Below are 25069 nucleotides of genomic sequence, written 5' to 3'. Positions count from 1 at the left end.
CATGCAGCATCTCGATCTACAAGTGGTGCGGCGAGCGCTGGAGTGGTCGGTGGCGGGGCAGCGCATCTGGCTCTGCACTGTGCTGACCACTTACGGCTCGGCACCGCGTGCGCCGGGTTCGCTGCTGGCAGTGAATGACAGCGGACAGTGGATCGGTTCGCTGTCCGGCGGCTGCGTCGAGGAGGATTTTCTCGAGCGCGTCGCCGAAGGTGCGTTTCTCGATGCGGTGAATGTCGTGCGTTACGGCGAAGGCGACGATCCGCGCTCGCGGGTCAGTCTGCCCTGCGGTGGCATCCTTGATGTATTGGTAGAGAAATTTGACGCCGACTGCGAGGTGCAGGCGCATCTGCGTGAATTGGAGTCGGCGCTGCTCGGTCAGCGCCGTTTGATTCGCGAGGTCGATCTGGCCAGCGGTGCGCGCAGTCTGTTCGCTGATCGCGAGCAGGGTGCGCGGATTGAGCGTGAGATTGATCGGGTGCGCATTCGCGTTGGCGCGGCGCAGCGCTTGTTGCTCGCCGGGTATTCCAGTGTGGCGCAAGCGTGTGCCGAGTTTGCTGTCGGCCTCGGGTTTGAGGTGATTCTCTGTGATCCGCGCGATGAGGTGCTGGAAGGCGTGGCGCTGGATGGCGTGGAAATTCGTCGGCAATTGCCGTCGGTGTTTATTGCTGATGGTGGCTGTCATCGTGATACGGCGGTCGTAGCGCTCACTCACGATCCGCGTATCGATGACCTGGCGATGATGGAGGCGGTGCGCACCGAAGCGTTCTACATTGGCGTGATGGGCTCGCTGCAGACGTCACAGAAGCGCTTCGAGCGTTTGCGTCGGATTGGCGGCTTGGGCGAGGCGGAGTTGGCGCGGATTCATGCGCCGATTGGCCTTAACCTCGGCAGCAAGACGCCAGCGGAAATTGCCTTGGCGGTGCTGGCGGATATCCTGCGGATCCGTAGCGGGATTGCTCGGGATCAGCTCTGAGTGCTGAGTTCAATAAATAGGGCCGCGATCAGCGGCCCTTTTTTACATCCCGAATTTATCGCGTAGCCCGTAATACCACGCACCCAGTGCGGCAAACGGCGTGCGCAACAGTTGTCCGCCGGGGAACGGATAGTGCGGCAAATCGGCAAACGCATCAAAACGCTCGGCCTGGCCGCGCAACGCTTCGGCGAGGACCTTGCCTGCCAAATGCGTGTATGTCACGCCATGGCCGCTGCAGCCTTGCGAGTAATAGATGTTGTCGCCCAGGCGTCCAACCTGAGGCAAGCGCGACAGGGTCAGCAGGAAGTTTCCGGTCCAGGCGTAGTCAATCTTCACATCCTTGAGCTGCGGGAAGGCCTTGAGCATTTTCGGGCGGATGATTGCTTCGATGTTCGCCGGATCGCGCGCGCCATACACCACGCCGCCGCCGAAGATCAGGCGTTTGTCGCCCGTGAGGCGGTAGTAGTCGAGCAGGTAATTGCAGTCTTCGACGCAGTAGTCCTGCGGCAGCAGCGCTTTCGCCAGCTCATCACCCAGTGGCTCGGTGGTGATGACTTGCGTGCCGCACGGCATCGATTTGGCCGCAAGCTCCGGCACCAGATTACCGAGGTAGGCATTGCCCGCGACGATGATGAATTTGGCCCTGACCTTGCCCTGCGGCGTGTGTACAACTGGGTTCGCGCCGCGCTCGATGCGCACGGCGGGTGATTGTTCGTGGATCGTGCCGCCGAGAGACTCGACTGCCGCCGCTTCGCCCAGCGCAAGGTTCAGCGGGTGGATGTGCCCACCGCTCATGTCGAGCATGCCGCCGACGTACTGATCGCACGCAACCACTTCGCGAATGCGGCGCTGATCGAGCAGTTCCAGTTGCGTATGACCGAAGCGCTCCCAGAGGCGCTTCTGCGACTCCAGGTGGCCCATCTGTTTGGCCGTCAGCGCGGCGAACACGCCGCCGTCCTTCAGGTCGCATTGAATGTTGTACTTGGCCACGCGCTCGCGAATGATCCGGCCACCTTCGAATGCCATCTGCCCGAGCAGTTGCGCTTGCTTGGGGCCGACGCTGCGTTCGATCACATCAATGTCACGGCTATAACTGTTAACGATCTGCCCGCCATTACGCCCGGAGGCGCCGAACCCGACCTTGGCCGCCTCCAGCACGGTGACGCGAAAACCGTTCTCCAGCAGGAACAGCGCTGAGGACAATCCGGTATACCCGGCGCCGATCACACAGACGTCCGTCTCCACATCATCCTGCAAGGCAGGGCGGGGCGGTACGGCATTGGCCGACGCAGCGTAATAAGACTCTGGGTAAGGGGTGTTCGCCATCCTGCAGCCTCTGTTTAATATATTTTACGAGTGCGTCGATCCTACCCGAGTTGAAAAACCTCCGCCAGCCACCGGAAAATCTGCGTCGGCGAGCCGAAATTAAATATTTTGCATATTCATAGGGTTAGGTGAAAAAAAGGTGTTGACACCCCTCCGGAATTCCGTAGAATGCCGCCTCACAGCAGGCACGTAGCTCAGTTGGTTAGAGCACCACCTTGACATGGTGGGGGTCGTTGGTTCGAGTCCAATCGCGCCTACCAAACAAAATCCGCTCTGCTGGGCGGTCTAGAAGGGCTCACCGAAAGGTGTGCCCTTTTTTGTTGTCTGCGATTTTCAAAACCCTCCTCAGGGCGCTAGCTGGACTCCGCGTTTAGTCGATCTCAGGGCATTCGAAATTCCATGCGAGGCCTGTTGATCCACTGCGAGTCGTGCTTCACCGTTTAGCGGGCCTTGCTGAATGGCGTGCGCAAGTCTTCGTCGTGCCTCCCACCTATGATCGAATTTCTGCGTCGTCGGGTCAGGCAGTTGGTTGACGATTCACCGTTCGTCGCCAGCGCCCTTTGAAAAAGTGTGGATATTGAACAGGTTACGAGTGTTACTAACCAGCCAGTTATCAAAAAAATGTTGTTACTGTTCGTGGGATTAAGTAACATTCGTCCCGCGTTCACCACCACGGTTTATGCATTTTTAAATCCCAAGCTTCCATCAGCTGCTTGGGATTTTTTTTGCCTGCGATTTGCCTCAACTGGCTGAAATTTCTCCTTTCGATCTTTCCTGAAAGCCTGGTGACACCCCGCAGGCAGATCCTTGTTTTTTCAACTACTACTGACTGGCCGATTTTCAACTCTGCAATGAGGGGGTATCGATGCTGGTTCATTGGTTTCTTGCAGCTGTTCATCTGCTGGCATTTGCCTTGGGTTTTTGGGCGGTGCTGACGCGTGGCACGGCGTTTAATCGCCTTGCTGCCGGTTCAGGCGAGGCCCGGCGAGTTTTGCAGGCCGATAACCTATGGGGCATCTCTGCATTGGTTCTGCTGGTGACAGGCGGGATGCGGGCTTTTGGAGGCTTTGAAAAGGGCACTGACTATTATCTTGATCAGCCACTGTTTCATCTGAAGATGACGCTGTTCGTGCTGATCCTGATTGTAGAACTCGCCCCGATGATCGCGTTGGTCAAGTGGCGGATCGCTTCCGCACGCGGCGCAGCAATCGATACCGGGCGCGCGAAGCTGTACGCACGAATCAGTCATGTCGAGGCGTTGTTGCTGGTGCTGATGGTGATTGCGGCCACAGGCATGGCACGTGGTGTGACATTCGGTTAGAGGGCGAATTCTCTGCGCTCTATCGGAAATGTCCGACAGCCAGCCTCGGGGATGGCAGGTAGTATCGGGCAGCAAGAGCATGCGGGGAGAGGTAGGAAGGGGAGTCGGGTTTTGCGTGTCAGGCGCCGTGCCCAACAGAGTGGGGAGCGGATGGCAATACGGCGCGTGAATCTCTAGCCAGTCATTCCACAAGGTAAACGGACTGGCTACTGACTGCGATCTGGCTCAGGGAGTTTGTGGCTTGTCCGGGGCGGTCAGGCCAGCCTGAATGCGCTGGTAAATCTCTTCACGGTGCACGGCAACGTTTTTCGGAGCGTTGATACCAATGCGGACCTGTTGGCCGCTTACGCCCAGAATGGTGATCGTAATGTCATCACCAATGTTTATGCTTTCACCGACTTTGCGGGTGAGTATCAGCATGGTCTTCTCCTTGATTGCTTTGTAGGGCACCTGATTCAGACAGTGCAGAGGTCGGTGTACGTATAGATTAGTGCGAAGTCTCACGGTTTGGGTGCCTCTTTCTGACGCGCAGAAGCGGCATTAATTCCCAGGGCGTAACTATACAGAGGCTGCAAGCATCAATCTCGTTGTTTTGTGCCCATTTTGCGGGGCTCGCGAAGTATTTATGAATGATAAGATCGCGGCTTTGAGAATTTCGAGGAAAGCGTTGTGCGCAAATTGGTTTGGGTAGTCGCGGCACTGGTATTGGCAGGGTGTGGTGAAGGCAAGAATGTAGAGGCGCCAAAACCACAATCGGCTGCAGTAACCGCGCCGGCGGCGGCTGCAGCACCACAATGGGATCTAGAAGTGCGCGGCGAAACGCCACAGGCTGTCAGCGACCTGAGTGGCTGGCTGATCGAGCACGCCTTCGTGCCTACGGTGATCAAGGACGGCAGCGGAAAAACGCGAATTCTGATTGGTCCGTTCAACTCTCAGGCTGAAGCTGAAGCACGTAAGGTGCAAGTGGATGCGGCGTTGGTGAAGGCCAAGAAGCAGAACGTTGAGTCGGTGCTGGTCGAGCATCCGCTCACGCCGTAAACGAATGGGCGGTGACTTTGCCAGTTGATATGGCAGCGGTGGGGCAAGCGATTGAATTGGCTGACGTCGATATGGAAAAGGACACTTTCTGGGAAATCGCCGACACCGCCACTGAGGGTTTTTACGGCTGGATTGCCGGGGAGTCGGCAGCCGTCATGAAGATTGCGCAGATACCTGATCAAAGAGCGTGGCATACCTCGTGAGTCACTCAATTTGATGGGCTGCTGGCGACACAATAAAGCGGCTAATCAAGCGTAAATGAAAAGGCCTCGAACATCGCGTTCGAGGCCTTTTTTGTCTGCGCTGCAATCAGCCGCAGGCTTTCATGTTCACCGGGCCGACAAACTCATTGCCGCGCCCCATCACGCACGCCACGCTCTGATTACGCTGACGCTCCCAGTCCTGCACCGGGTAAGTCTTGTCCCATGCCTCATACAATTGTCGATCCTGTTTTGACAGGCGCAAGCCGTACTGCTTGCTCATGTAGAAGTACGTGCGGGCAATCATGCCGCGAATCGACGGGCGGGGCATGACCTTCTTCGCCTTGAAGTCGACCTGGGTCAGGCACGAACCGTATTGCCCGGATTGCACTGGCAGCCAGCCGTAGCTGAAATTGCTGCGATCGCCATTGACCTCGCCGATGCTCGGCACCAGGTTATGCAGATCGGCTTCGGCCTTCTGATAGCTTGGGTCGTATCGGGTGCAGTTCTTGCGGCCGCCTTCCTGCCAGCACTGACGCTGATGGCCGAACTGCCAGGCCGGCACAATGTGTTCCCATTCAATACGTGACGCACGCTTGGCATTCTTGCGCGGTACGTAACCGCACGCCTTCAGATCCACCTTGTTGCCGGTGTACTTGCACCCGCAATAGAACTCTGTGGACTGCGGTGCATACAGCTTCCAGGCGACCTTCTTGGCTTCGGTAAATGTGCGGGGTGCGCCAGCCTGGGCACCCATGGCGATGAACAGCAACAGCAGAGCAAAACAGCGGACACTCATTGAATCAATCTTCCTTCGGCACAACCCAAAAAATCTGCACGCCACCGTCGTCGCGATAAGCGAGGGTGACGTTGTCGTTCTCGTCGATTTCCTCAAGCAGGCGCTCCCACTCGTCCATCGGCTCGTCCGGAAGACGAAAGATCAGTGCGGCTTTGGCTTTCTGTGCGGTAGGGGAATTGATGATTTTCTGAACGCGCATGCCTATGCGTTCGTAAGCGTCAGGAGCATCAGGGGAGGTGGCCACGAGGTTATCCTTATTAAGCTGTACGTGCATACAGTATTTAACTGTAAGCATTTTCGCAACTGCTTAAAATTCAAGAAAATCCTCTGACAGCGGTTTTCCGGATTTGGTGTAAGTCGTGTCGAGTTTTTTGTAGGAAAAGTGCGAGAGCTTTGTGAGCGTTGCACCACCCGCCCGTCAGGCGAGTGGTGCAGGGTGCCCAATCAAGAATTGACCGGGCGAAAGTCCATCAGTATTCCCAGAACATCCGTTGCAGCTCTTTGCTGTCATTGGTTTTGGTCAGGGCGACCATTGCCAGGATGCGGGCTTTCTGCGGGTTCAGGTCGTGAGCGACAACCCAGTCGTATTTGTCGTCTGGTTGTTCGGCGTTACGCAGAACGAAGCCGCCAGCGTTGACGTGGGACGAACGAATGATTTGCACGCCATCCTTGCGCAGCGCTTGCAGGGCTGGAACAACGCGGGAGGAGACCGAGCCGTTACCGGTACCGGCATGGATGATCGCCTTGGCACCGGATTGTGCGAGAGCCTTGTAGGCAGTATCGCTGACGTTGCCGTAGGAATAAGCGATTTCTACGTCAGGCAGGCTCTTGATATTTTTGATATCGAATTCCGAATCCATGGTGTGACGCTTGGCTGGCAAGCGGAACCAGTAGGATTTGCCTTCAACCACCATGCCCAGTGGGCCCCAGGCGCTTTTGAACGCTTCGGTCTTGATGTTGATCATCTTGCTGACGTCACGACCGGACTGGATTTCATCGTTCATGGTCACCAGTACGCCTTTGCCTTGCGCTTCTTTGCTGCTGGCCACGGCCACGGCGTTGTACAGGTTGAGCATGCCATCGGCGGACATCGCGGTGCCCGGACGCATTGAGCCGACGACGATGATTGGCTTGTCGGTTTTTTCTACCAGGTTGAGGAAGTAAGCGGTTTCTTCCAGGGTGTCGGTGCCGTGGGTGATGACGATGCCATCGACGTCTTTGCTATCGGCCAGTTCGGCCACGCGACGACCCAGTTGCAGGAGGTTTTCGTTGGTGATGCTTTCCGAGGCAATCTGCATGACTTGTTCGCCACGCACGTTTGCCAGTTTGCTCAGCTCGGGAATGCCGGCGATCAATTGTTCGACGCCAACCTTCGCCGCTTGATAGGTGGCGCTGTTGGCGGCGCTCGCGCCGGCGCCGGCGATGGTGCCGCCGGTGGCAAGGACTACGACGTTAGCGAGCTTGGTCTGGGTTTCGACTTCTTTCGCCTGAAGGGCGGTGGGCAGGAGTAGGAGAAGGGCCAAAGCGCCCGGAACCAAAGTGTTGAAAGCAGATTTCATTATTTTTCTCTCTAGTGGTGAGACGGTGCTGATGCAGGTTCATCTAGATGCGCCCCAAGCCGATCTGAATGCTCGGGGTGCAGGCTAGGGAGCAGGATCTGTACCAGCCCTACTTTGCTTTAGAGAAATGTTTAACTTGATGATTTACATCAATATTTTATGGATTTGCAAATGGTGGGGCGAAGCGTTTATCCGGGTTTCCGAACAATGGAGGCTTTCGCGTTCGGTTCACCGAAAGGGACTACGGCTTCTTTCGAATGAAACCGGTTGCCGGCTCGGGATTCTCTACTAAAGAAATCGGCCTTGAGGCCGATGGTTGTTCTGGGAAACGCTTTTTTAGGGAGTTCACATGTCACTGACGATCGGTTTTTCAAACCCGGGTACAGTCACCATCGGCGGTAAAACCGCAGCGACGATCAATGCGATGAACCAGGCAGAGGCGGACGCTTCCGACGAGGCGCTGGGCGTTGAAAAAGAACCGAGCAAACAAGTCAGGACTGGCGGCCCTGCGCAAGAAGCCAGCCAGGCCGATAGCGCGGACAGCGGCGACAGTCTCAATGTCACCGTGAAAATGCTGCTCAAGCGGATGAAAGAGTTGCAGAAGCAACTGCAGGAGCAGCAACAGCAACTGGCGGCGGCTCAGGCTGCGAGCTATCCGACGCCTGAGGCCAAGTCGCAGGCGGTGATGTCCATTCAGGGTCAGATCGCGCAGACCAGCGGCGCACTCATGGAGGTCGCGGCGGCGTTGCTCAAGGAAATGTCCCAGGGCTCCACCAGCGGCAACGTGGTCAACACCACGGCCTGAGCATTGAAGGGCGAAGCAGCGGATTCGTCCTTTAATCAATACCGATTTCTGATTGTTGACAAATGACGGCGGGATTCGCATAGTTCGGTCTACGCAAACGTTTGCGCGGCTTTCCCGGCGCCTTATGGCCATGGGGAAAGCGAAGTAGCTTACGCCAGCGCAAGCGTTGCTCACAATAATCATAAGATCGGAGTGAACCCATGAAGCTGCCATTCGCTGGACGTCTTCTTGCTGTCGCTATGCTGGCTGCCACAGCCGCCGCACTACCTGTCTCCTCGGCATTCGCCGAATCCGCCGAAAAACCTAAAGTCGCGCTGGTCATGAAGTCTCTGGCCAACGAATTCTTCCTGACCATGGAAGATGGTGCCAAGGCGTACCAGAAAGAACACTCCGCCGATTTCGACCTGATCTCCAATGGCATCAAGGATGAAACCGACACTGCTGGCCAGACCCGCATCGTCGAGCAAATGATCCTGGCCAAGGTCAATGCACTGGTGATCGCGCCTTCTGATTCCAAGGCCATGGTGCCGGTGATCAAGAAAGCCGTCGATGCTGGTATCACCGTGATCAACATCGACAACCAACTTGATCCGGCCATCGTCAAAAGCAAAAACATCAGCGTGCCCTTCGTAGGTCCGGACAATCGCAAAGGCGCCCGTCTGGTCGGCGAATACCTGGCCAAGCAGCTTAAGGCTGGTGACGAAGTCGGCATCATTGAAGGTGTGTCCACCACGACCAACGCTCAGCAACGTACCGCTGGCTTCAAGGATGCGATGGACGCCGCACAGATCAAGATCGTTTCCCTGCAATCAGGTGACTGGGAAATCGACAAGGGCAACAAGGTTGCCGCTTCGATCCTCAGCGAATACCCGGACGTCAAAGCACTGCTGGCCGGTAACGACAGCATGGCCGTCGGCGCCGTTTCCGCAGTACGTGCCGCTGGCAAGGCCGGTCAGGTTCAGGTGGTCGGTTACGACAACATCAACGCTATCAAGCCAATGTTGAAGGATGGCCGCGTGTTGGCCACGGCTGACCAGTTCGCTGCCAAGCAGGCAGTGTTCGGCATCGAAACCGCGCTGAAAATCATCAAGGGCGAGAAAGTCGACAGCGGCGCCAACGGCGTGATCGAAACACCGGTCGAGCTGGTCACCAAGTAAGTCTTCTGGCGACACAACGGCGCTCGTCCGTCCGGGCGAGCGCATGGAGAGTTTTTATGTCAGTTTCCGCCCCGAACGCTGTCCTCTCGGTCAGCGGTATCGGTAAGACCTATGCGCAACCGGTGCTCACCGGCATCGATCTGACGCTGATGCGCGGTGAAGTGCTGGCGCTGACCGGCGAGAATGGTGCCGGCAAAAGTACCCTGTCGAAGATCATTGGCGGACTGGTCACGCCGACGACCGGCCAGATGCAATTCCAGGGCAAGGACTATCGACCGGGCAGTCGTACCCAGGCTGAAGAGCTCGGCGTGCGCATGGTCATGCAAGAACTCAATCTGTTGCCGACACTGTCGGTCGCGGAAAACCTGTTTCTCGACAACCTGCCAAGCAACGGCGGCTGGATCAGCCGCAAGCAACTGCGCAAAGCGGCGATCGAAGCCATGGCGCAAGTCGGTCTCGACGCCATTGACCCGGATACGCTGGTCGGCGAGCTGGGTATCGGGCATCAGCAGATGGTCGAAATTGCCCGCAACCTGATCGGCGATTGTCATGTGCTGATCCTCGACGAACCGACCGCGATGCTCACCGCGCGTGAAGTCGAAATGCTTTTTGAGCAGATCACCCGCTTGCAGGCGCGCGGCGTTTCGATCATCTACATTTCCCACCGTCTCGAAGAACTCGCCCGTGTGGCCCAGCGCATTGCCGTGCTGCGTGACGGCAATCTGGTCTGCGTCGAGCCGATGGCCAATTACAACAGCGAGCAGTTGGTCACGCTGATGGTAGGTCGCGAGCTGGGCGAGCACATCGACATGGGTGCGCGCAATATTGGCGCCCCGGCGCTGACGATCACCGGTTTGACTCGCTCTGACAAAGTGCGCGATGTCTCGTTCGAAGTGCGTGCCGGCGAGATCTTCGGGATTTCCGGGCTGATCGGGGCAGGGCGCACAGAATTACTGCGTTTGATATTCGGTGCAGATACCGCTGACAGCGGCACCATCGCCCTCGGTTCGCCAGCGAAAGTGGTCAGTGTGCGTTCGCCAGTCGATGCTGTACGCAACGGCATCGCGTTGATCACCGAAGACCGCAAGGGCGAAGGTTTGCTGCTCAGCCAGTCGATCAGCGCCAACATCGCGCTGGGCAACATGCCGGAAATTTCCAGTGGCGGTGTCGTCAACAACGGCGACGAAATCGCTTTGGCGCAGCGTCAGATCGACGCCATGCGCATTCGTAGTTCGAGTCCGACACAACTGGTTTCAGAGTTGTCCGGTGGCAACCAGCAGAAGGTTGTGATCGGCCGCTGGCTGGAGCGCGACTGTTCGGTGCTGCTGTTCGATGAGCCGACCCGTGGCATCGACGTCGGCGCCAAGTTCGACATTTATGCCTTGCTCGGCGAACTGACGCGCCAGGGCAAAGCGCTGGTGGTGGTCTCCAGTGACCTGCGTGAACTGATGCTGATCTGCGACCGGATCGGCGTGCTGTCGGCAGGGCGCTTGATCGACACCTTCGAGCGCGATAGTTGGACCCAGGATGATTTGCTTGCCGCCGCGTTCGCCGGCTACCAAAAACGTGATGCGTTGCTCAACGAAGCGGCGCCTAGGGATCTCCCATGAAAACTGCATCTCCTGCCGGCAAACGTAGTGGCAACTTCTATGGCCTGGGCACTTATCTGGGCCTGGCCGGTGCCTTGCTGGCGATGATTGCGCTGTTCTCGGTCTTGAGCAGCCACTTTCTGTCGTATAACACCTTCAGTACGCTGGCCAACCAGATTCCTGATCTGATGGTGCTGGCGGTCGGCATGACCTTCGTATTGATCATTGGCGGCATCGATCTTTCGGTGGGGTCGGTGCTGGCATTGGCTGCTTCGACGGTCAGCGTTGCCATTCTTGGCTGGGGCTGGGGCGTGTTGCCGTCAGCGTTGCTCGGCATGGCAGTGGCCGCACTGGCTGGCACCGTCACCGGTTCGATCACGGTGGCGTGGCGGATTCCATCGTTCATCGTTTCTCTCGGTGTGCTGGAAATGGCTCGGGGTCTGGCTTATCAGATGACGGGATCGCGCACCGCGTACATCGGTGATTCGTTTGCCTGGCTGTCGAACCCGATCGCGTTCGGCATCTCGCCATCGTTTATCATTGCCTTGCTGGTGATTATCATCGCTCAGGCCGTGTTGACCCGTACCGTGTTCGGTCGCTACCTGATCGGCATTGGCACCAACGAAGAGGCGGTGCGCCTCGCGGGGATCAATCCGAAACCCTACAAGATTCTGGTGTTCAGCCTGATGGGGCTGCTGGCCGGTATCGCTGCGCTGTTTCAGATTTCCCGTCTGGAAGCTGCTGACCCGAATGCCGGTTCCGGTCTGGAGTTGCAGGTAATCGCAGCTGTGGTTATCGGCGGTACCAGCCTGATGGGCGGGCGTGGTTCGGTGATCAGCACATTCTTTGGGGTCTTGATCATTTCGGTCCTGGCGGCAGGTCTGGCGCAGATCGGTGCGACTGAACCGACCAAACGAATCATCACCGGCGCCGTCATCGTGATCGCGGTGGTGCTCGACACTTATCGCAGTCAGCGCGCCAGTCGCCGGGGCTAAGAGATGGCAACGATCAAGGATGTGGCAGCCCTCGCGGGGATTTCCTACACGACGGTGTCGCATGTGGTGAACAACACCCGTCCGGTGAGTCAGGAAGTGCGGTTGAAAGTCGAGGCGGCGATCAAGAGCCTCGACTATGTGCCGAGTGCGGTGGCGCGCTCGCTCAAAGCCAAGACCACTGCAACCATCGGCCTGCTGGTGCCCAACAGTCTCAACCCGTACTTCGCCGAGTTGGCGCGGGGCATCGAGGATTATTGCGAGCGTAACGGCTATTGCGTGATCCTCTGCAACTCCGACGACAATCCCGACAAGCAGCGCAGCTATTTGCGCGTGTTGCTGGAGAAGCGCATCGACGGTTTGATCGTTGCTTCCGCTGGCGGTGACAGCGGCCTGGCGCAGGGGTTGGCCGGGGTGAAAACGCCGATGGTCATCGTCGACCGAAGTCTGGATGGCGTCGATGCCGATCTGGTGCGTATCGATCACGAATACGGCGCTTACCTCGCGACCCGGCACTTGCTTGAACTGGGGCACCGCGACATCGCCACCATCGGCGGCCCGGCCAGCACCAGTGTTGCGCAGATGCGTCTGGCCGGCTATTGCCGAGCGCTGAAAGAGGCGGGCGTTGATGTCCGTCAGGAGCGCATGCTGGAAAGCGATTTCACCAGTACTGGCGGGTACAACGCAGCGGCGATTCTGCTCGAGCGCAATCCGCCGAGCGCAATCTTTGCCGGTAACGACATGATCGGCATTGGTGTGCTGCGAGCGGCGGCGGAGCGCAATGTGCGCGTGCCGAGCGAGCTGTCGGTGATTGGTTTCGACGATATCCAGATGAGTCGTTACGTCTACCCGGCACTCACCACGGTGGGGCAATCAATCCTGCAACTGGGCGAGATGGCGGCCGAAGTGCTGCTGCGCAGGATTGCCACGCCGAACCTGGGCACTGATCAACGGATCGTGACCCCGAGTATTGTCTTGCGCGAATCCACTGCACCGTTGTCCGGCGTGTTCACCGAATACCGCTGAAACCGAATTGACGAGTAATGATGTATGCCAGCAAATGTAGTGGTAATAGGCAGCCTGAACATGGATCTGGTGACCCGGGCGCCACGGCTGCCGGTCGGTGGCGAAACGTTGATCGGTCATTCGTTTGCCACGGTTTCCGGCGGCAAGGGCGCCAATCAGGCGGTGGCCGCAGCGCGTTTGGGCGCGCAGGTGGCGATGGTTGGCTGTGTTGGCAGCGACGATTATGGCGTGCAACTACGCAACGCCTTGTTGGCCGAACAGATCGATTGCCAGGCAGTGAGCGCTGTCGATGACTCCAGTGGTGTGGCGTTGATCGTGGTCGATGACAACAGTCAGAACGCCATTGTCATCGTCGCCGGCGCCAATGGCGCCATGACGCCCGCAGTGATCGACCGGTTTGATGCGGTGCTGCAAGCCGCAGACGTGATCATCTGCCAGCTCGAAATTCCGGATGCCACGGTGGGGCATGCGCTCAAGCGCGCGCGCGCGCTGGGTAAAATCGTGATCCTCAATCCGGCGCCGGCCAGTCGTCCACTGCCGGCAGACTGGTTTGCGGCGATCGACTACCTGATCCCCAATGAGAGCGAAGCGACCGTGTTGAGCGGGTTGCCGGTGGACTCGCAGGAAACGGCAGAAAGTGCAGCCAGTCAGTTGATCGCCATGGGTGCGGGCAAAGTCATTATTACCCTTGGTGCGCAAGGCTCGCTGTTCGCCAATGGCCAAAGCTTTGAGCATTTCCCGGCGCCCAAAGTGAAGGCCGTCGACACCACGGCCGCAGGCGACACGTTCGTGGGTGGTTTCGCCGCTGCGCTGGCCAATGGCAGGTCCGAGGCCGAGGCGATTCGTTTCGGGCAGATCGCCGCCGCGTTATCGGTAACCCGCGCCGGCGCGCAGCCGTCCATTCCAACCCTATCCGACGTACAGGCCTTTAAACCCGCATGAAAAAGACTCCTCTGCTCAACGTCGCATTGTCGCGACTAATCGCGTCCCTGGGCCATGGCGACATGGTGGTCATTGGTGATGCCGGGCTGCCGGTGCCGCCGGGTGTCGAGCTAATTGATCTGGCGCTGACCCACGGTGTCCCGGATTTCGTCAGTACCCTGAAAGTCGTGCTCAGCGAGATGCAGGTGGAAAGCCATGCACTGGCCAAAGAAATCTTCGACAAGCAACCGACCGCACTGAATGCGCTGGACGCGTTGAATGAAGAGGGCGCTCTGGGCCGTCGTGATCTGCTCAGTCACGAGCAATTCAAGGTTCTCAGCCGACAGGCACGGGCGATTGTTCGTACAGGCGAATGTCAGCCGTACTGCAATATCGTGCTGGTCGCTGGAGTCACCTTTTAACTTTTGATTTCACAAGCACAAGGAATGCGCCATGCAACGCTATGCTCAGAAACTGCATCAACTCATCCGGGGTTTACTGCTTTTGTCCGTAATCACTGCGACCGGCGCTCAGGCGGCGGAAAAAATCGACCTGATCATCGATACCGATCCAGGGGCCGACGACGTGGTCGCCCTGTTGTTCGCGCTGGCCTCGCCGGAAGAACTGAACATTCGCGCGCTGACCACCGTCGCCGGCAATGTGCGCCTCGACAAGACATCGCGTAACGCACGACTGGCGCGCGAGTGGGCAGGGCGCGAGGACGTACCGGTTTATGCTGGCGCGCCGAAGCCGCTGATGCGCACACCGATCTACGCCGAGAACATCCATGGCAAGGAAGGTCTGTCGGGTGTCACCGTGCACGAACCGAAAAAGGGGCTGGCTGAAGGCAATGCGGTCAATTACTTGATCGATACCCTGAAAAAAGCCAAGCCGCACAGCATCACGATCGCCATGCTCGGTCCACAGACCAACCTGGCGCTGGCGCTGATCCAGGAGCCTGAAATTGTTCAGGGCATCAAGGAAGTGGTGATCATGGGTGGTGCGCACTTCAACGGCGGCAACATCACCCCGGTGGCTGAATTCAACCTGTTTGCTGACCCGCAAGCGGCCGAAGTGGTCCTGAAAAGCGGCGTGAAACTGACCTACCTGCCACTGGACGTGACCCACAAGATTCTCACCAGTGACGCGCGACTGAAGCAGATCGCTGCGCTGAACAACAACGCGAGCAAGATTGTCGGCGACATCCTCAATGAGTACATCAAAGGCGACATGGAGCACTACGGTATTCCGGGTGGCCCGGTGCATGACGCTACGGTTGTGGCCTACCTGCTCAAGCCGGAACTGTTCACCGGTCGCTCGGTGAATGTCGTGGTGGATAGTCGTGAAGGGCCGACTTTCGGTCAGACCATCGTCGATTGGTACGACGGCCTGAAGGCGCCGAAAAACGCCTTCTGGGTGGAAAATGGCGACGCGCAAGGCTTCTTTGACTTGCTGACCGAGCGTCTGAAACGTCTGAAGTAAGCCGCTCCCCCGCAGGTGCCAGCCTGCGGGTTTTTACACCCTCTCAGTGTGTTCAACCTGTTCGGTCGGGTAGCGCTCGAAAATCTGCTTGATGAATTGCTGAGCCGCCTCCGTGCCCAGCTCCTTGACCAATAGATCGATACCAATCAGCGCAAGCTCCTCGGTGGTTCCCGGGCTGTAAGAGCTGTGTCCGTCTGCCCATTTGGCATTAATGGCGGCGTCGATGCTGATGGTGGTCATGAGAGCGCTCGAATAGTCGGAAGATCTTGGGTTTGAGTTAACCATTTTGTCGGGCGTTTGGCACTGCGACTTAGGCATGAACGGAGCGCTATGCGACACTTGGTCTTTTAAGGCTTTCCAAGGATTCTGTTGTGCAGATCGATTTGAACACTCCTGACGGCCTCACGCTCGACGCAGTGCGCCAGTTGCTCGCCTCGGCCAGTGATGACGAACACACGCAGCTGCGCGTGACCAAGGGCGGTATCGCTTACATTTCTTCGGGTATCACCGGTGGGCAGGATATCGACGGTTTGCTGTTTCGCCTGGAAACCTGGGCCAAGGGTTCAGGGTACGTGGGTAACGTCGCGGCCAGTGATGAGGTGTGGGTGATGCAGATTTTCAACGCGTTGAAGGAGAACTGGCCGAATCCGCCGTATGACTACATCGATGTCTATTGAGCACCGTTAATATTCAGTCACGATTGATTGATGAAGTGGTACGTGCCGCTCAGGCACACTCGGCGCTTTTCCGGTCGTGGGGCAGGGTGATGGCCTTGGCTGTGAAACCAATCGCTTGAATGGCGGTCGCACGATCTCAGCTTAACCATTTTGAAAACAAGGAGGCTTCATGCCTTTGAAGTTCGCGACACTGGGTGCACTTATGGCCGCTGTGATGTTGGCCGGTTGCAGCACGACCTCCAGCGAGTCGGCAAAGGAATCTGTGGCGACCGAAGCCGGTCATAGCCGCTGTGAAGCATCGGCGGCGGAGTTCGCCATTGGCAAGAAAGCTTCGCCAGAGTTGCTGGAGCAGGCGCGCAACAAAGCCGGGGCGCAAAATGCTCGCTTCCTCAAGCCGAACGACATGATCACGCTCGAGTACCGCTCCGATCGCTTGAATCTGAACACCGACAACAACCTGGTGATCACTCGTGTCAACTGCGGCTGATTAGCGAAGGCTTTTATTGCAGGCATAAAAAACCCCGTCACATGGACGGGGTTTTTTTAGTGCGCGCAGAAATTACTCTGGGCGAACCTGTGCAGCTTGCATACCCTTTTGGCCTTTCTCAGCCACGAAAGAGACGGTCTGGCCTTCTTTCAGGCTTTTGAAACCGTCGGATTCGATAGCTTTGAAGTGTACGAACAGGTCGTCACCGCCACCTTGAGGAGTGATGAAGCCGAAGCCTTTTTCATCGTTGAACCACTTAACGGTGCCGGTTTGGCGATTAGACATGGTGTATCTCCAAGAAACATATATTTTTCAGTACTGTGCTGCTCAGGCCAACTGGGCACACCCGGGTATCATAGTCGAAATGTTCGCTTTGGTAGCCCCCCGGACGTGCTGTTTGCCAATCAGTCGTGTTTTCTTTACTGCCTTTATCGGCTGAAAGCCCCGGTTTACAAGGCTTTTGGCGGAACGTAAAGACGATAAAAAAACCTGTAAAACCTGCATAAATCATCTGAAAAGGCTCAAATTCAGCCCTTTTTAGCGGCGCTGAGCCGACTCAGAATGCTTTTTCGATCACTTTTTCGCCGGGGTGTTTGCCTTGCATTTGGCGATTTGGCCCAGCGCTTTCTGCTGCAATTCAGGAGTGGCTTTGTTGTCCATCAGCGCCTGAATGTCGCTCGCTGGATAAGACTTGATGGCATCAGCGCCGCAAGCACAATGGGATTTGGCAGCCGCAGCACCGATTTGTTGGGTCGCCGCCTGGGTGCACTGGGCCATGTACTTCTCGCGTTCGCCCTTCGGCCAGTCGGCGTGGGCACTCAGCGGCAGCAACATAACTATAGGGGCGACGACGGCGAACAGGGTATTCAGACGCATGCGAGGATGCTCCTTGTGGGTCAATGTCTTGTTATCTGAGGGCTGAAGGGGCCATCAAGTTCAGCACTCTGGCATAAAAACAGACGATTTGCCTTGTGATCAAACAGAGGCATAAGTGACCGCTCATCTGTGCTAGCATGCCGGGCTCAAGCGTTCTCAGGCTCCGGATGACCTACAGTCCCGGCAGCGGTCGACGTGCGAATAATTCGATTTGAATCCCAGTCACTCTGGTTCGGTTTTCCGGTTGGCCGCAAGGCTCCTGCCGCTGTAAGGCAGGCGTTCGTCATTGAATGGCCTGGATCGGATCTTGTACTGGCTCATCCCAACCCACGTGACCTTTGGTAGGGGTCACCACTAGGAGAGGAGGCGCCATGCCAACTATTACTCTTCCCGACGGCAGTCAACGTTCATTCGATCACCCGGTTTCCGTAGCCGAGGTCGCCGCATCCATTGGTGCCGGTCTGGCCAAAGCCACACTGGCCGGCAAGGTCAATGGCCAACTGGTCGACGCCAGCGACATCATCAGCAGCGACGCGACCCTGCAAATCATCACGCCAAAGGATGAAGAGGGGCTGGAGATCATTCGCCACTCTTGCGCGCACCTGGTGGGTCACGCGGTCAAACAGCTGTACCCGACTGCGAAAATGGTCATCGGGCCGGTCATCGACGAAGGCTTCTATTACGACATCGCCTTCGAACGTCCTTTTACTCCGGACGACATGGCCGCTATCGAACAGCGCATGCAACAGCTGATCGAAAAAGATTACGACGTGATCAAGAAAGTCACTCCGCGCGCCGAAGTGATCGAAGTGTTCAAGGCTCGTGGCGAAGACTACAAGTTGCGCCTGGTCGAGGACATGCCGAACGAACAGGCCATGGGTCTGTACTATCACGAAGAATACGTCGACATGTGCCGCGGTCCGCACGTGCCGAACACGCGTTTCCTGAAATCCTTCAAGCTGACCAAGCTGTCCGGTGCCTACTGGCGCGGCGACGCCAAGAACGAGCAGTTGCAGCGCGTTTACGGCACCGCTTGGGCAGACAAGAAGCAACTGGCGGCTTACATTCAGCGCATCGAAGAAGCTGAAAAGCGCGATCACCGCAAGATCGGCAAGCGTCTGGGCCTGTTCCACACCCAGGAAGAATCCCCGGGCATGGTGTTCTGGCACCCGAACGGCTGGACTCTGTACCAGGTGCTCGAGCAGTACATGCGCAAGATCCAGCGCGACAACGGCTACCTTGAGATCAAGACCCCTCAAGTCGTTGACCGCAGCCTGTGGGAGAAATCCGGGCACTGGGCCAACTACGCCGACAACATGTTCACCACGCAGTCGGAAAACCGCGACTACGCGATCAAGCCGATGAACTGCCCGTGCCACGTGCAGGTGTTCAATCAGGGCCTGAAGAGCTACCGCGAGCTGCCGATGCGTCTGGCCGAGTTCGGTGCCTGCCACCGTAACGAGCCATCGGGTGCTCTGCACGGCATCATGCGCGTACGTGCGTTCACTCAGGACGACGCCCACATCTTCTGCACCGAAGAGCAGATGCAGGCTGAGTCCGCCGCGTTTATCAAGCTGACCATGGACGTTTATCGTGACTTCGGCTTTACCGATGTCGAGATGAAGCTGTCCACTCGTCCGGAAAAACGTGTCGGTTCCGACGAGTTGTGGGATCGCGCTGAAGCTGCATTGGCTGCAGCCCTTGATTCTGCGGGCCTGCCGTACGATCTGCAGCCGGGTGAGGGCGCGTTCTACGGTCCGAAGATCGAGTTCTCGCTGAAAGACTGCCTTGGTCGAGTCTGGCAATGTGGTACTCTGCAGCTCGATTTTAACCTGCCTGTCCGTTTGGGCGCTGAATACGTCTCCGAAGACAACAGCCGCAAACACCCAGTGATGTTGCACCGTGCGATCCTCGGTTCCTTCGAGCGTTTCGTCGGGATTCTGATCGAGCACTACGAAGGTGCGTTCCCTGCCTGGCTCGCGCCAACGCAGGCGGTGATCATGAATATCACTGATAAACAGGCAGATTTTGTTGCAGAAGTTGAAAAAACTCTCAACGAAAGCGGATTTCGTGCCAAGTCCGACTTGAGAAATGAAAAGATCGGCTTTAAAATCCGCGAGCATACTTTGCTCAAGGTTCCCTATCTCTTGGTAATCGGAGATAAGGAAGTCGAAATGCAGACTGTCGCTGTGCGTACTCGTGAAGGTGCTGACCTGGGCTCGATGCCCGTCGCCCAGTTCGCTGAGTTTCTCGCGCAAGCGGTTTCCCGGCGTGGTCGCCCAGATTCGGAGTAATTATTATTAAGCGTGAAATGAGACAAGATAAACGAGCTGCACCGAAAGCCCCGATCAACGAGAATATCTCGGCACGCGAGGTTCGGTTAATTGGGGCTGAAGGTGAACAGCTTGGGATTGTGTCAATTGAAGACGCGCTTCTTAAGGCTGAAGAGGCCAAACTGGATTTGGTGGAAATTTCCGCCGATGCAGTACCCCCTGTTTGCAAACTGATGGACTACGGCAAATCGATCTTCGAGAAGAAGAAACAGGTTGCCGCAGCCAAGAAAAACCAGAAGCAGATTCAGGTTAAAGAAATCAAGTTTCGTCCAGGGACGGAGGAAGGGGATTACCAGGTAAAACTGCGCAACCTGGTACGTTTCCTGAGTGATGGGGACAGGGCCAAGGTATCCTTGCGATTCCGCGGCCGTGAGATGGCCCACCAGGAGCTGGGGATGGAACTCCTCAAGCGGGTTGAAGCTGACCTGCTCGAGTACGGTTCGGTCGAACAGCATCCTAAGATGGAAGGACGCCAGCTGATCATGGTCATCGCCCCGAAAAAGAAGAAGTAATCAACAGGGCACGGCAGGCCTTCTGATTATGTTTATCAACTGAATGCGGAGTATCCGAACATGCCAAAAATGAAAACCAAAAGTGGTGCTGCTAAGCGGTTTCTGAAAACTGCTAACGGTATCAAGCACAAGCACGCTTTCAAGAGCCACATCCTGACTAAAATGTCGACCAAGCGTAAGCGTCAACTGCGCGGTAGCAGCTTGCTGCATCCGTCTGACGTGGCAAAAGTCGAGCGCATGCTGCGCCTTCGTTAATTTTAGTCAAGAATAGAGGAAGTAACTCATGGCTCGTGTAAAGCGTGGCGTCATTGCCCGTAAGCGTCACAAAAAAATTCTGAAACTTGCTAAAGGCTACTACGGCGCACGCTCCCGCGTATTCCGTGTTGCCAAGCAAGCGGTAATCAAGGCAGGCCAATACGCCTACCGTGACCGTCGTCAGAAAAAACGTCAGTTCCGCGCTCTGTGGATCGCTCGTATCAACGCCGGTGCTCGTGTTAACGGTCTGTCCTACAGCCGTTTCATCGCTGGCCTGAAAAAAGCGTCCATCGAGATCGACCGTAAGGTTCTGGCTGATCTGGCAGTGAACGAAAAAGCGGTGTTTGCTGCGATTGTCGAGAAAGCTAAAGCCACCTTGGCTTAAGTACCCCCGACAATCACCCGGCCTCACTTCCGTGGGGTCAGGTGGTAAACGTCTTAAATAGGGGAAGAGCCTTCAAGCTCTTCCCCTATTTTGTATCTGGAGTCTGTACATGGAAAACCTGGATGCGCTGGTCTCTCAAGCACTAGAGGCTGTGCAAAGCGCTGAAGATATCAATGCCCTGGAGCAAATCCGGGTTCAATACCTTGGCAAAAAGGGCGAATTGACTCAGGTGATGAAGACCCTGGGGAATTTGCCGGCAGAAGAGCGTCCGCAAGTCGGCGCCCTGATCAACGTTGCCAAGGAACGTGTTACAGGCGTTCTCAATGCGCGCATGGCTCTGTTTGAAGAAGCCGAACTGGCTGCCAAACTGTCTGCCGAATCCATTGACGTGACATTGCCGGGCCGTGGTCAGACCTCCGGTGGTCTGCATCCGGTGACCCGGACTCTGGAACGTGTCGAGCAGTTCTTCACCCGCATCGGCTACGGCATTGCCGAAGGCCCTGAGGTCGAAGACGACTATCACAACTTTGAAGCGCTCAACATCCCAGGCCATCACCCGGCCCGGTCGATGCATGACACCTTCTATTTCAACGCCAACATGCTGCTGCGAACCCATACCTCGCCGGTACAGGTCCGCACCATGGAATCGAAGCAGCCGCCGATCCGCATCGTCTGCCCAGGCCGCGTGTATCGCAGCGACTCCGATATCACCCACTCGCCGATGTTCCACCAGGTCGAAGGCCTGCTGGTTGATCGCGACATCAATTTTGCCGATCTCAAAGGCACCATCGAAGAATTCCTGCGGGTGTTCTTCGAAAAAGAGCTGGCCGTACGTTTCCGTCCTTCGTACTTCCCGTTCACCGAGCCATCCGCTGAAGTCGACATGGAATGCGTGATGTGCAGCGGTAAAGGCTGCCGTGTCTGCAAGCAGACTGGCTGGCTGGAAGTGATGGGCTGCGGCATGGTTCACCCGAACGTGTTGCGCATGTCCGGCATTGATCCGGAAGAGTTCTCCGGTTTTGCTTTCGGCATGGGTGTCGAGCGTCTGGCCATGCTCCGTTACGGCGTGAACGACTTGCGTCTGTTCTTCGACAACGACTTGCGGTTCCTCGCGCAATTTCGCTAGTCGTAACGAATTCTTAGGAGAGCAGGATGAAATTCAGTGAACAATGGCTGCGTGGCTGGGTTAGCCCGCAGGTAGATCGCGATGAGCTGGTTGCTCGTCTGTCGATGGCGGGCCTTGAGGTCGATAGCGTGACCCCGGCCGCCGGTGTTTTCAGTGGTGTGGTGGTGGGCGAGGTGCTGAGCACCGAGCAACACCCTGATGCCGACAAGCTGCGTGTGTGCCAGGTCAGCAATGGCGCGGAAACTTTCCAGGTCGTGTGCGGTGCGCCAAACGTGCGTCCGGGCCTGAAGATTCCGTTCGCCATGATCGGCGCTGAGCTGCCGGGCGACTTCAAGATCAAGAAGGCCAAGCTGCGCGGCGTCGAGTCGAACGGCATGCTGTGCTCGCAAGCCGAGCTGCAGATCGGTGAAGGCAACGACGGTCTGATGGAGCTGCCGGTCGATGCACCGGTGGGCGAAGACTTCCGTGTGTACCTGGATCTGGAAGACGCCAGCATCGAGGTCGATCTGACCCCGAACCGCGGCGACTGCCTGTCCCTGGCCGGTCTGGCCCGTGAAGTCGGCGCACTGTATGCCGCGCCGGTCACCCGTCCGGTGGTCATGGCCATTCCTGCCGTGCACGATGAAGTGCGTTCGGTAGAAGTGCTGGCGCCTGCCGCGTGCCCACGTTACCTGGGCCGCGTTATCCGTAACGTTGACCTGTCCAAGCCGACGCCGCTGTGGATGGTGGAGCGTCTGCGTCGCGCTGACGTGCGCAGCATCGACGCTGCCGTCGACATCACCAACTACGTGATGCTCGAACTGGGTCAGCCATTGCACGCTTTCGATCTCGCCGAAATCAACGGTGGCATCCGTGTACGCATGGCGGAAGAGGGCGAGAAGCTCGTTCTGCTCGACGGTCAGGAAGTCAGCCTGCGTAGCGATACGCTGGTCATTGCCGACCACACTCGTGCACTGGCGATTGCCGGTGTCATGGGCGGCGAGCACAGCGGCGTCTCTGCGACGACTCGCGACGTATTCTTGGAGAGTGCGTTCTTCGACCAGATCGCTGTTGCTGGCAAGGCTCGCTCCTACGGCCTGCACACCGATGCTTCGCACCGTTACGAGCGTGGCGTCGACTGGCAACTGGCCCGTGAAGCCATGGAGCGCGCCACTGGCCTGCTGCTGGACATTACTGGCGGCGAAGCCGGCCCGATCATCGAGACCGTCAGCGAGCAGCATCTGCCGTCGATCGCGCCGATCACTCTGCGTTCCCAGCGCATCACCCAGATGCTCGGTATGGAAATGGATTCCGCGCAGGTCGAGCGTTTGCTCGGCGGTCTGGGTCTTGGCATTACTGCCGACGGTGAAGGTCAGTGGCGCGTAGAAGTGCCAAGCCATCGCTTCGACATCAGCCTGGAAGTCGATCTGATCGAAGAGCTGGCCCGCCTGTACGGCTACAACCGTCTGCCGGTTCGTTACCCGCAAGCACGCCTGGCACCGCAAGCCAAGGCTGAAGCGCGCAGCGATCTGCCGGAGCTGCGCCGTCTGCTGGTGGCGCGTGGTTATCAGGAAGCGATCACTTACAGCTTCATCGATCCGCGTCAGTTCGAACTGTTCAACCCGGGCGTCGAGCCGTTGTTGCTGGCCAATCCGATCTCCAATGACATGGCGGCAATGCGCTCTTCGTTGTGGCCAGGTCTGGTCAAAGCGCTGCAGCACAACCTCAACCGTCAGCAAGATCGCGTGCGTCTGTTCGAAAGCGGTCTGCGCTTCGTCGGTCAGCTCGAAGGCCTGAAGCAAGAGCCGATGCTGTCCGGCGTGGTTTGCGGTAGCCGGCTGCCGGAAGGTTGGGCGCAAGGTCGCGACACGGTTGATTTCTTCGACGTCAAGGCTGACGTGGAAGCGGTGCTGGGCTTCGCCGGTGCACTGGATTCGTTCACCTTCGCTCCGGGCAAACACCCTGCGTTGCACCCTGGTCAAACCGCGCGCATTGAGCGCGAAGGGCGTGAAGTCGGTTTCATCGGCGCCATTCACCCGGAATTGTCGAAAGCCTTGGGTCTGGACCGTCCGGTCTTCGTTTTCGAGCTGGTTCTGGCTGAAGTGGCACTCGGTAAAATGCCGAAATTCCACGAGTTGTCGCGCTTTCCTGAAGTGCGTCGTGACCTTGCACTGATTGCGCACAAAGACGTCGCGTCCGCGGCCGTACTGGACGTAATCCGTGAAAATGCAGGCGAATGGCTCACGGATCTCAGGCTGTTTGACGTGTATCAGGGTAAAGGCATTGATCCTGATAGAAAAAGCCTTGCAGTTGGCTTGACCTGGCAGCATCCATCGCGCACTCTTAATGACGATGAGGTGAATTCGACGACGCAAAATATCCTCACCTCGCTCGAACAAAGGTTGAACGCCACGTTAAGGAAGTGACGTATGGGGGCTTTGACGAAAGCTGAGATGGCGGAACGTCTGTATGAAGAGCTGGGCCTGAACAAGCGGGAAGCCAAGGAATTGGTAGAACTGTTTTTCGAGGAAATCAGGCACGCTCTTGAAGACAACGAGCAGGTCAAATTGTCCGGTTTCGGCAATTTCGACCTTCGGGACAAACGCCAGCGGCCTGGCCGCAACCCGAAAACGGGGGAAGAAATCCCGATCACGGCTCGCCGTGTGGTCACCTTTCGTCCAGGGCAGAAGTTGAAGGCCCGAGTTGAGGCTTATGCTGGAACCAAGTCATAACGACGAACTACCCGTCATCCCGGGCAAACGCTACTTCACCATTGGTGAAGTCAGCGAGCTGTGTGCCGTAAAGCCACACGTGCTGCGCTACTGGGAGCAGGAGTTTCCTCAACTCAACCCCGTCAAACGCCGCGGAAACCGCCGGTATTATCAGCGCCAGGACGTGCTGATGATCCGGCAGATCCGCGCGCTCCTTTACGATCAGGGTTTCACCATCGGCGGCGCACGCTTGCGCTTGTCCGGCGATGAAGCCAAAGACGACACGACCCAATACAAACAGATGATTCGGCAGATGATTGCCGAATTGGAAGATGTGCTGGTGGTTCTCAAGAAATAAAAAGCAGCGTTTGAATACTTCCAGTTTTCAAACGCTTGCGCTATATTCTTGAGCGTTCTTCGAGGTGAAGAACAGTTGCAAAACCAGTCGGGGCGTAGCGCAGTCCGGTAGCGCACTAGCATGGGGTGCTAGGGGTCGAGTGTTCGAATCACTCCGTCCCGACCATAATTCCTGATTAAAAT

31 protein-coding genes and 2 tRNA genes are annotated in these 25069 nt (G+C 57.3%); 24 read left to right on the top strand and 9 right to left on the bottom strand.

What is annotated here, in order from left to right; all coding sequences use genetic code 11:
- The first annotated feature begins 1 nt into the window (after window position 1).
- Complete coding sequence (locus CKW26_RS04315; RefSeq protein ID WP_095047643.1) at window positions 2-973, top strand: XdhC family protein; 972 nt, start codon at window positions 2-4, stop codon at window positions 971-973.
- A 42-nt stretch (window positions 974-1015) separates the two neighbouring features.
- Here the strand turns inward: CKW26_RS04315 and CKW26_RS04310 are convergent, their stop codons facing one another.
- Complete coding sequence (locus CKW26_RS04310; RefSeq protein ID WP_093432114.1) at window positions 1016-2299, bottom strand: FAD-binding oxidoreductase; 1284 nt, start codon at window positions 2297-2299, stop codon at window positions 1016-1018.
- Between the two features lie 183 nt (window positions 2300-2482).
- Between CKW26_RS04310 and CKW26_RS04305 the strand changes: the two genes are divergently transcribed.
- A tRNA-Val gene (locus CKW26_RS04305) sits at window positions 2483-2559 on the top strand.
- Between the two features lie 404 nt (window positions 2560-2963).
- Here CKW26_RS04305 and CKW26_RS29340 read toward each other — a convergent pair.
- Window positions 2964-3176, bottom strand: a complete 213-nt coding sequence (locus CKW26_RS29340; protein WP_141231846.1) for a hypothetical protein — start codon at window positions 3174-3176, stop codon at window positions 2964-2966.
- Here CKW26_RS29340 and CKW26_RS04300 point away from each other — a divergent pair.
- The gene (locus tag CKW26_RS04300) at window positions 3165-3620 is read left to right on the top strand and encodes a DUF2214 family protein (protein ID WP_095047642.1); all 456 of its coding nucleotides are present in this window, start codon (window positions 3165-3167) and stop codon (window positions 3618-3620) included. The genes CKW26_RS29340 and CKW26_RS04300 overlap by 12 nt on opposite strands.
- Before the next feature lie 225 nt (window positions 3621-3845).
- On the opposite strand, the gene csrA is transcribed toward CKW26_RS04300, so the two are convergent.
- Window positions 3846-4040 (bottom strand): carbon storage regulator CsrA, encoded by a 195-nt coding sequence (csrA, locus tag CKW26_RS04295; protein ID WP_003179932.1) that lies wholly within the window; start codon window positions 4038-4040, stop codon window positions 3846-3848.
- A gap of 249 nt (window positions 4041-4289) precedes the next feature.
- Here csrA and CKW26_RS04290 point away from each other — a divergent pair, with 249 nt between their 5' ends.
- Both CKW26_RS04290 and CKW26_RS04285 read left to right on the top strand, forming a co-directional pair.
- On the top strand, window positions 4290-4658 hold the full coding sequence (locus CKW26_RS04290) for an SPOR domain-containing protein (RefSeq protein WP_095047641.1): 369 nt from the start codon (window positions 4290-4292) through the stop codon (window positions 4656-4658).
- Window positions 4659-4669: 11 nt separating this feature from the next.
- Window positions 4670-4861, top strand: a complete 192-nt coding sequence (locus CKW26_RS04285) for a hypothetical protein (protein ID WP_371857726.1) — start codon at window positions 4670-4672, stop codon at window positions 4859-4861.
- 106 nt (window positions 4862-4967) lie between these two features.
- Here CKW26_RS04285 and CKW26_RS04280 read toward each other — a convergent pair whose 3' ends face one another.
- The 3 genes from CKW26_RS04280 to CKW26_RS04270 form a co-directional block, all read right to left on the bottom strand.
- Window positions 4968-5657: an endonuclease gene (locus CKW26_RS04280; protein WP_034152754.1), complete on the bottom strand. Its 690-nt coding sequence runs from the start codon at window positions 5655-5657 to the stop codon at window positions 4968-4970.
- A 4-nt stretch (window positions 5658-5661) separates the two neighbouring features.
- Complete coding sequence (locus tag CKW26_RS04275) at window positions 5662-5931, bottom strand: DUF1654 domain-containing protein (protein WP_371748305.1); 270 nt, start codon at window positions 5929-5931, stop codon at window positions 5662-5664.
- Window positions 5932-6127: 196 nt separating this feature from the next.
- Window positions 6128-7216 carry an asparaginase gene (locus tag CKW26_RS04270; RefSeq protein ID WP_095047640.1) on the bottom strand — a complete coding sequence of 363 codons (1089 nt, stop codon included), beginning with the start codon at window positions 7214-7216 and terminating at the stop codon, window positions 6128-6130.
- Between the two features lie 349 nt (window positions 7217-7565).
- Here CKW26_RS04270 and CKW26_RS04265 point away from each other — a divergent pair, with 349 nt between their 5' ends.
- From CKW26_RS04265 to CKW26_RS04230, 8 genes are all read left to right on the top strand, one after another.
- Window positions 7566-8021, top strand: coding sequence for a hypothetical protein (locus tag CKW26_RS04265; RefSeq protein ID WP_095047639.1), 456 nt, complete (start codon window positions 7566-7568; stop codon window positions 8019-8021).
- A gap of 200 nt (window positions 8022-8221) precedes the next feature.
- Window positions 8222-9178: a sugar ABC transporter substrate-binding protein gene (locus tag CKW26_RS04260; protein ID WP_016984936.1), complete on the top strand. Its 957-nt coding sequence runs from the start codon at window positions 8222-8224 to the stop codon at window positions 9176-9178.
- A gap of 56 nt (window positions 9179-9234) precedes the next feature.
- Window positions 9235-10788 carry a sugar ABC transporter ATP-binding protein gene (locus CKW26_RS04255; protein ID WP_034152749.1) on the top strand — a complete coding sequence of 518 codons (1554 nt, stop codon included), beginning with the start codon at window positions 9235-9237 and terminating at the stop codon, window positions 10786-10788.
- Entirely contained in the window at window positions 10785-11762 is a 978-nt protein-coding gene (locus CKW26_RS04250; protein WP_007913478.1) for an ABC transporter permease, read from the top strand. Before CKW26_RS04255 ends, CKW26_RS04250 begins: the two co-directional genes overlap by 4 nt.
- 3 nt (window positions 11763-11765) lie before the next feature.
- Window positions 11766-12785, top strand: a complete 1020-nt coding sequence (locus CKW26_RS04245) for a LacI family DNA-binding transcriptional regulator (protein ID WP_095047638.1) — start codon at window positions 11766-11768, stop codon at window positions 12783-12785.
- A gap of 24 nt (window positions 12786-12809) precedes the next feature.
- A complete protein-coding gene (gene rbsK / locus CKW26_RS04240) occupies window positions 12810-13727 on the top strand; it encodes a ribokinase (protein ID WP_095047637.1) in 918 nt (305 codons plus the stop codon).
- The gene (gene rbsD, locus CKW26_RS04235; RefSeq protein WP_095047636.1) at window positions 13724-14128 is read left to right on the top strand and encodes a D-ribose pyranase; all 405 of its coding nucleotides are present in this window, start codon (window positions 13724-13726) and stop codon (window positions 14126-14128) included. The genes rbsK and rbsD overlap by 4 nt, the downstream gene beginning before the upstream one ends.
- A gap of 31 nt (window positions 14129-14159) precedes the next feature.
- Window positions 14160-15188 carry a nucleoside hydrolase gene (locus tag CKW26_RS04230; protein ID WP_095047635.1) on the top strand — a complete coding sequence of 343 codons (1029 nt, stop codon included), beginning with the start codon at window positions 14160-14162 and terminating at the stop codon, window positions 15186-15188.
- 33 nt (window positions 15189-15221) lie between these two features.
- Here CKW26_RS04230 and CKW26_RS04225 read toward each other — a convergent pair whose 3' ends face one another.
- Complete coding sequence (locus CKW26_RS04225) at window positions 15222-15428, bottom strand: hypothetical protein (RefSeq protein ID WP_077571950.1); 207 nt, start codon at window positions 15426-15428, stop codon at window positions 15222-15224.
- Between the two features lie 131 nt (window positions 15429-15559).
- On the opposite strand from CKW26_RS04225, the gene CKW26_RS04220 reads away from it, so the two are divergent.
- A complete protein-coding gene (locus CKW26_RS04220) occupies window positions 15560-15865 on the top strand; it encodes a hypothetical protein (protein WP_095047634.1) in 306 nt (101 codons plus the stop codon).
- 169 nt (window positions 15866-16034) lie between these two features.
- The gene (locus CKW26_RS04215; RefSeq protein WP_034152742.1) at window positions 16035-16352 is read left to right on the top strand and encodes an I78 family peptidase inhibitor; all 318 of its coding nucleotides are present in this window, start codon (window positions 16035-16037) and stop codon (window positions 16350-16352) included.
- 72 nt (window positions 16353-16424) lie between these two features.
- Here the strand turns inward: CKW26_RS04215 and CKW26_RS04210 are convergent, their stop codons facing one another.
- Both CKW26_RS04210 and CKW26_RS04205 read right to left on the bottom strand, forming a co-directional pair.
- Window positions 16425-16637 (bottom strand): cold-shock protein, encoded by a 213-nt coding sequence (locus tag CKW26_RS04210; protein ID WP_003179963.1) that lies wholly within the window; start codon window positions 16635-16637, stop codon window positions 16425-16427.
- Between the two features lie 288 nt (window positions 16638-16925).
- On the bottom strand, window positions 16926-17228 hold the full coding sequence (locus CKW26_RS04205; protein ID WP_095047633.1) for a hypothetical protein: 303 nt from the start codon (window positions 17226-17228) through the stop codon (window positions 16926-16928).
- 371 nt (window positions 17229-17599) lie between these two features.
- On the opposite strand from CKW26_RS04205, the gene thrS reads away from it, so the two are divergent.
- The 9 genes from thrS (at window position 17600) to CKW26_RS04160 (ending at window position 25052) form a co-directional block, all read left to right on the top strand.
- The gene (gene thrS, locus CKW26_RS04200) at window positions 17600-19522 is read left to right on the top strand and encodes a threonine--tRNA ligase (RefSeq protein ID WP_007913488.1); all 1923 of its coding nucleotides are present in this window, start codon (window positions 17600-17602) and stop codon (window positions 19520-19522) included.
- On the top strand, window positions 19522-20073 hold the full coding sequence (gene infC / locus CKW26_RS04195; RefSeq protein WP_170947229.1) for a translation initiation factor IF-3: 552 nt from the start codon (window positions 19522-19524) through the stop codon (window positions 20071-20073). Before thrS ends, infC begins: the two co-directional genes overlap by 1 nt.
- Before the next feature lie 60 nt (window positions 20074-20133).
- The gene (gene rpmI / locus CKW26_RS04190) at window positions 20134-20328 is read left to right on the top strand and encodes a 50S ribosomal protein L35 (RefSeq protein WP_002553160.1); all 195 of its coding nucleotides are present in this window, start codon (window positions 20134-20136) and stop codon (window positions 20326-20328) included.
- A 28-nt stretch (window positions 20329-20356) separates the two neighbouring features.
- Window positions 20357-20713 carry a 50S ribosomal protein L20 gene (rplT, locus tag CKW26_RS04185; RefSeq protein ID WP_007913489.1) on the top strand — a complete coding sequence of 119 codons (357 nt, stop codon included), beginning with the start codon at window positions 20357-20359 and terminating at the stop codon, window positions 20711-20713.
- 109 nt (window positions 20714-20822) lie between these two features.
- Window positions 20823-21839 carry a phenylalanine--tRNA ligase subunit alpha gene (gene pheS / locus CKW26_RS04180; protein ID WP_003226365.1) on the top strand — a complete coding sequence of 339 codons (1017 nt, stop codon included), beginning with the start codon at window positions 20823-20825 and terminating at the stop codon, window positions 21837-21839.
- A 26-nt stretch (window positions 21840-21865) separates the two neighbouring features.
- The gene (pheT, locus tag CKW26_RS04175) at window positions 21866-24244 is read left to right on the top strand and encodes a phenylalanine--tRNA ligase subunit beta (RefSeq protein WP_095047632.1); all 2379 of its coding nucleotides are present in this window, start codon (window positions 21866-21868) and stop codon (window positions 24242-24244) included.
- 3 nt (window positions 24245-24247) lie between these two features.
- A complete protein-coding gene (gene ihfA, locus CKW26_RS04170; RefSeq protein WP_002553164.1) occupies window positions 24248-24550 on the top strand; it encodes an integration host factor subunit alpha in 303 nt (100 codons plus the stop codon).
- Window positions 24531-24887, top strand: coding sequence for a MerR family transcriptional regulator (locus CKW26_RS04165; protein ID WP_003179985.1), 357 nt, complete (start codon window positions 24531-24533; stop codon window positions 24885-24887). Before ihfA ends, CKW26_RS04165 begins: the two co-directional genes overlap by 20 nt.
- Window positions 24888-24975: 88 nt before the next feature.
- Window positions 24976-25052, top strand: a tRNA-Pro gene (locus CKW26_RS04160).
- Window positions 25053-25069 lie beyond the last annotated feature (17 nt).

The sequence above is a fragment of the Pseudomonas sp. Irchel s3h9 genome, from assembly GCF_900187475.1.
GTDB lineage: Bacteria > Pseudomonadota > Gammaproteobacteria > Pseudomonadales > Pseudomonadaceae > Aquipseudomonas > Aquipseudomonas neuropathica.
Note: the sequence above shows the minus strand (reverse complement) of the source record. Positions and strands in the feature narration are given on the sequence as shown.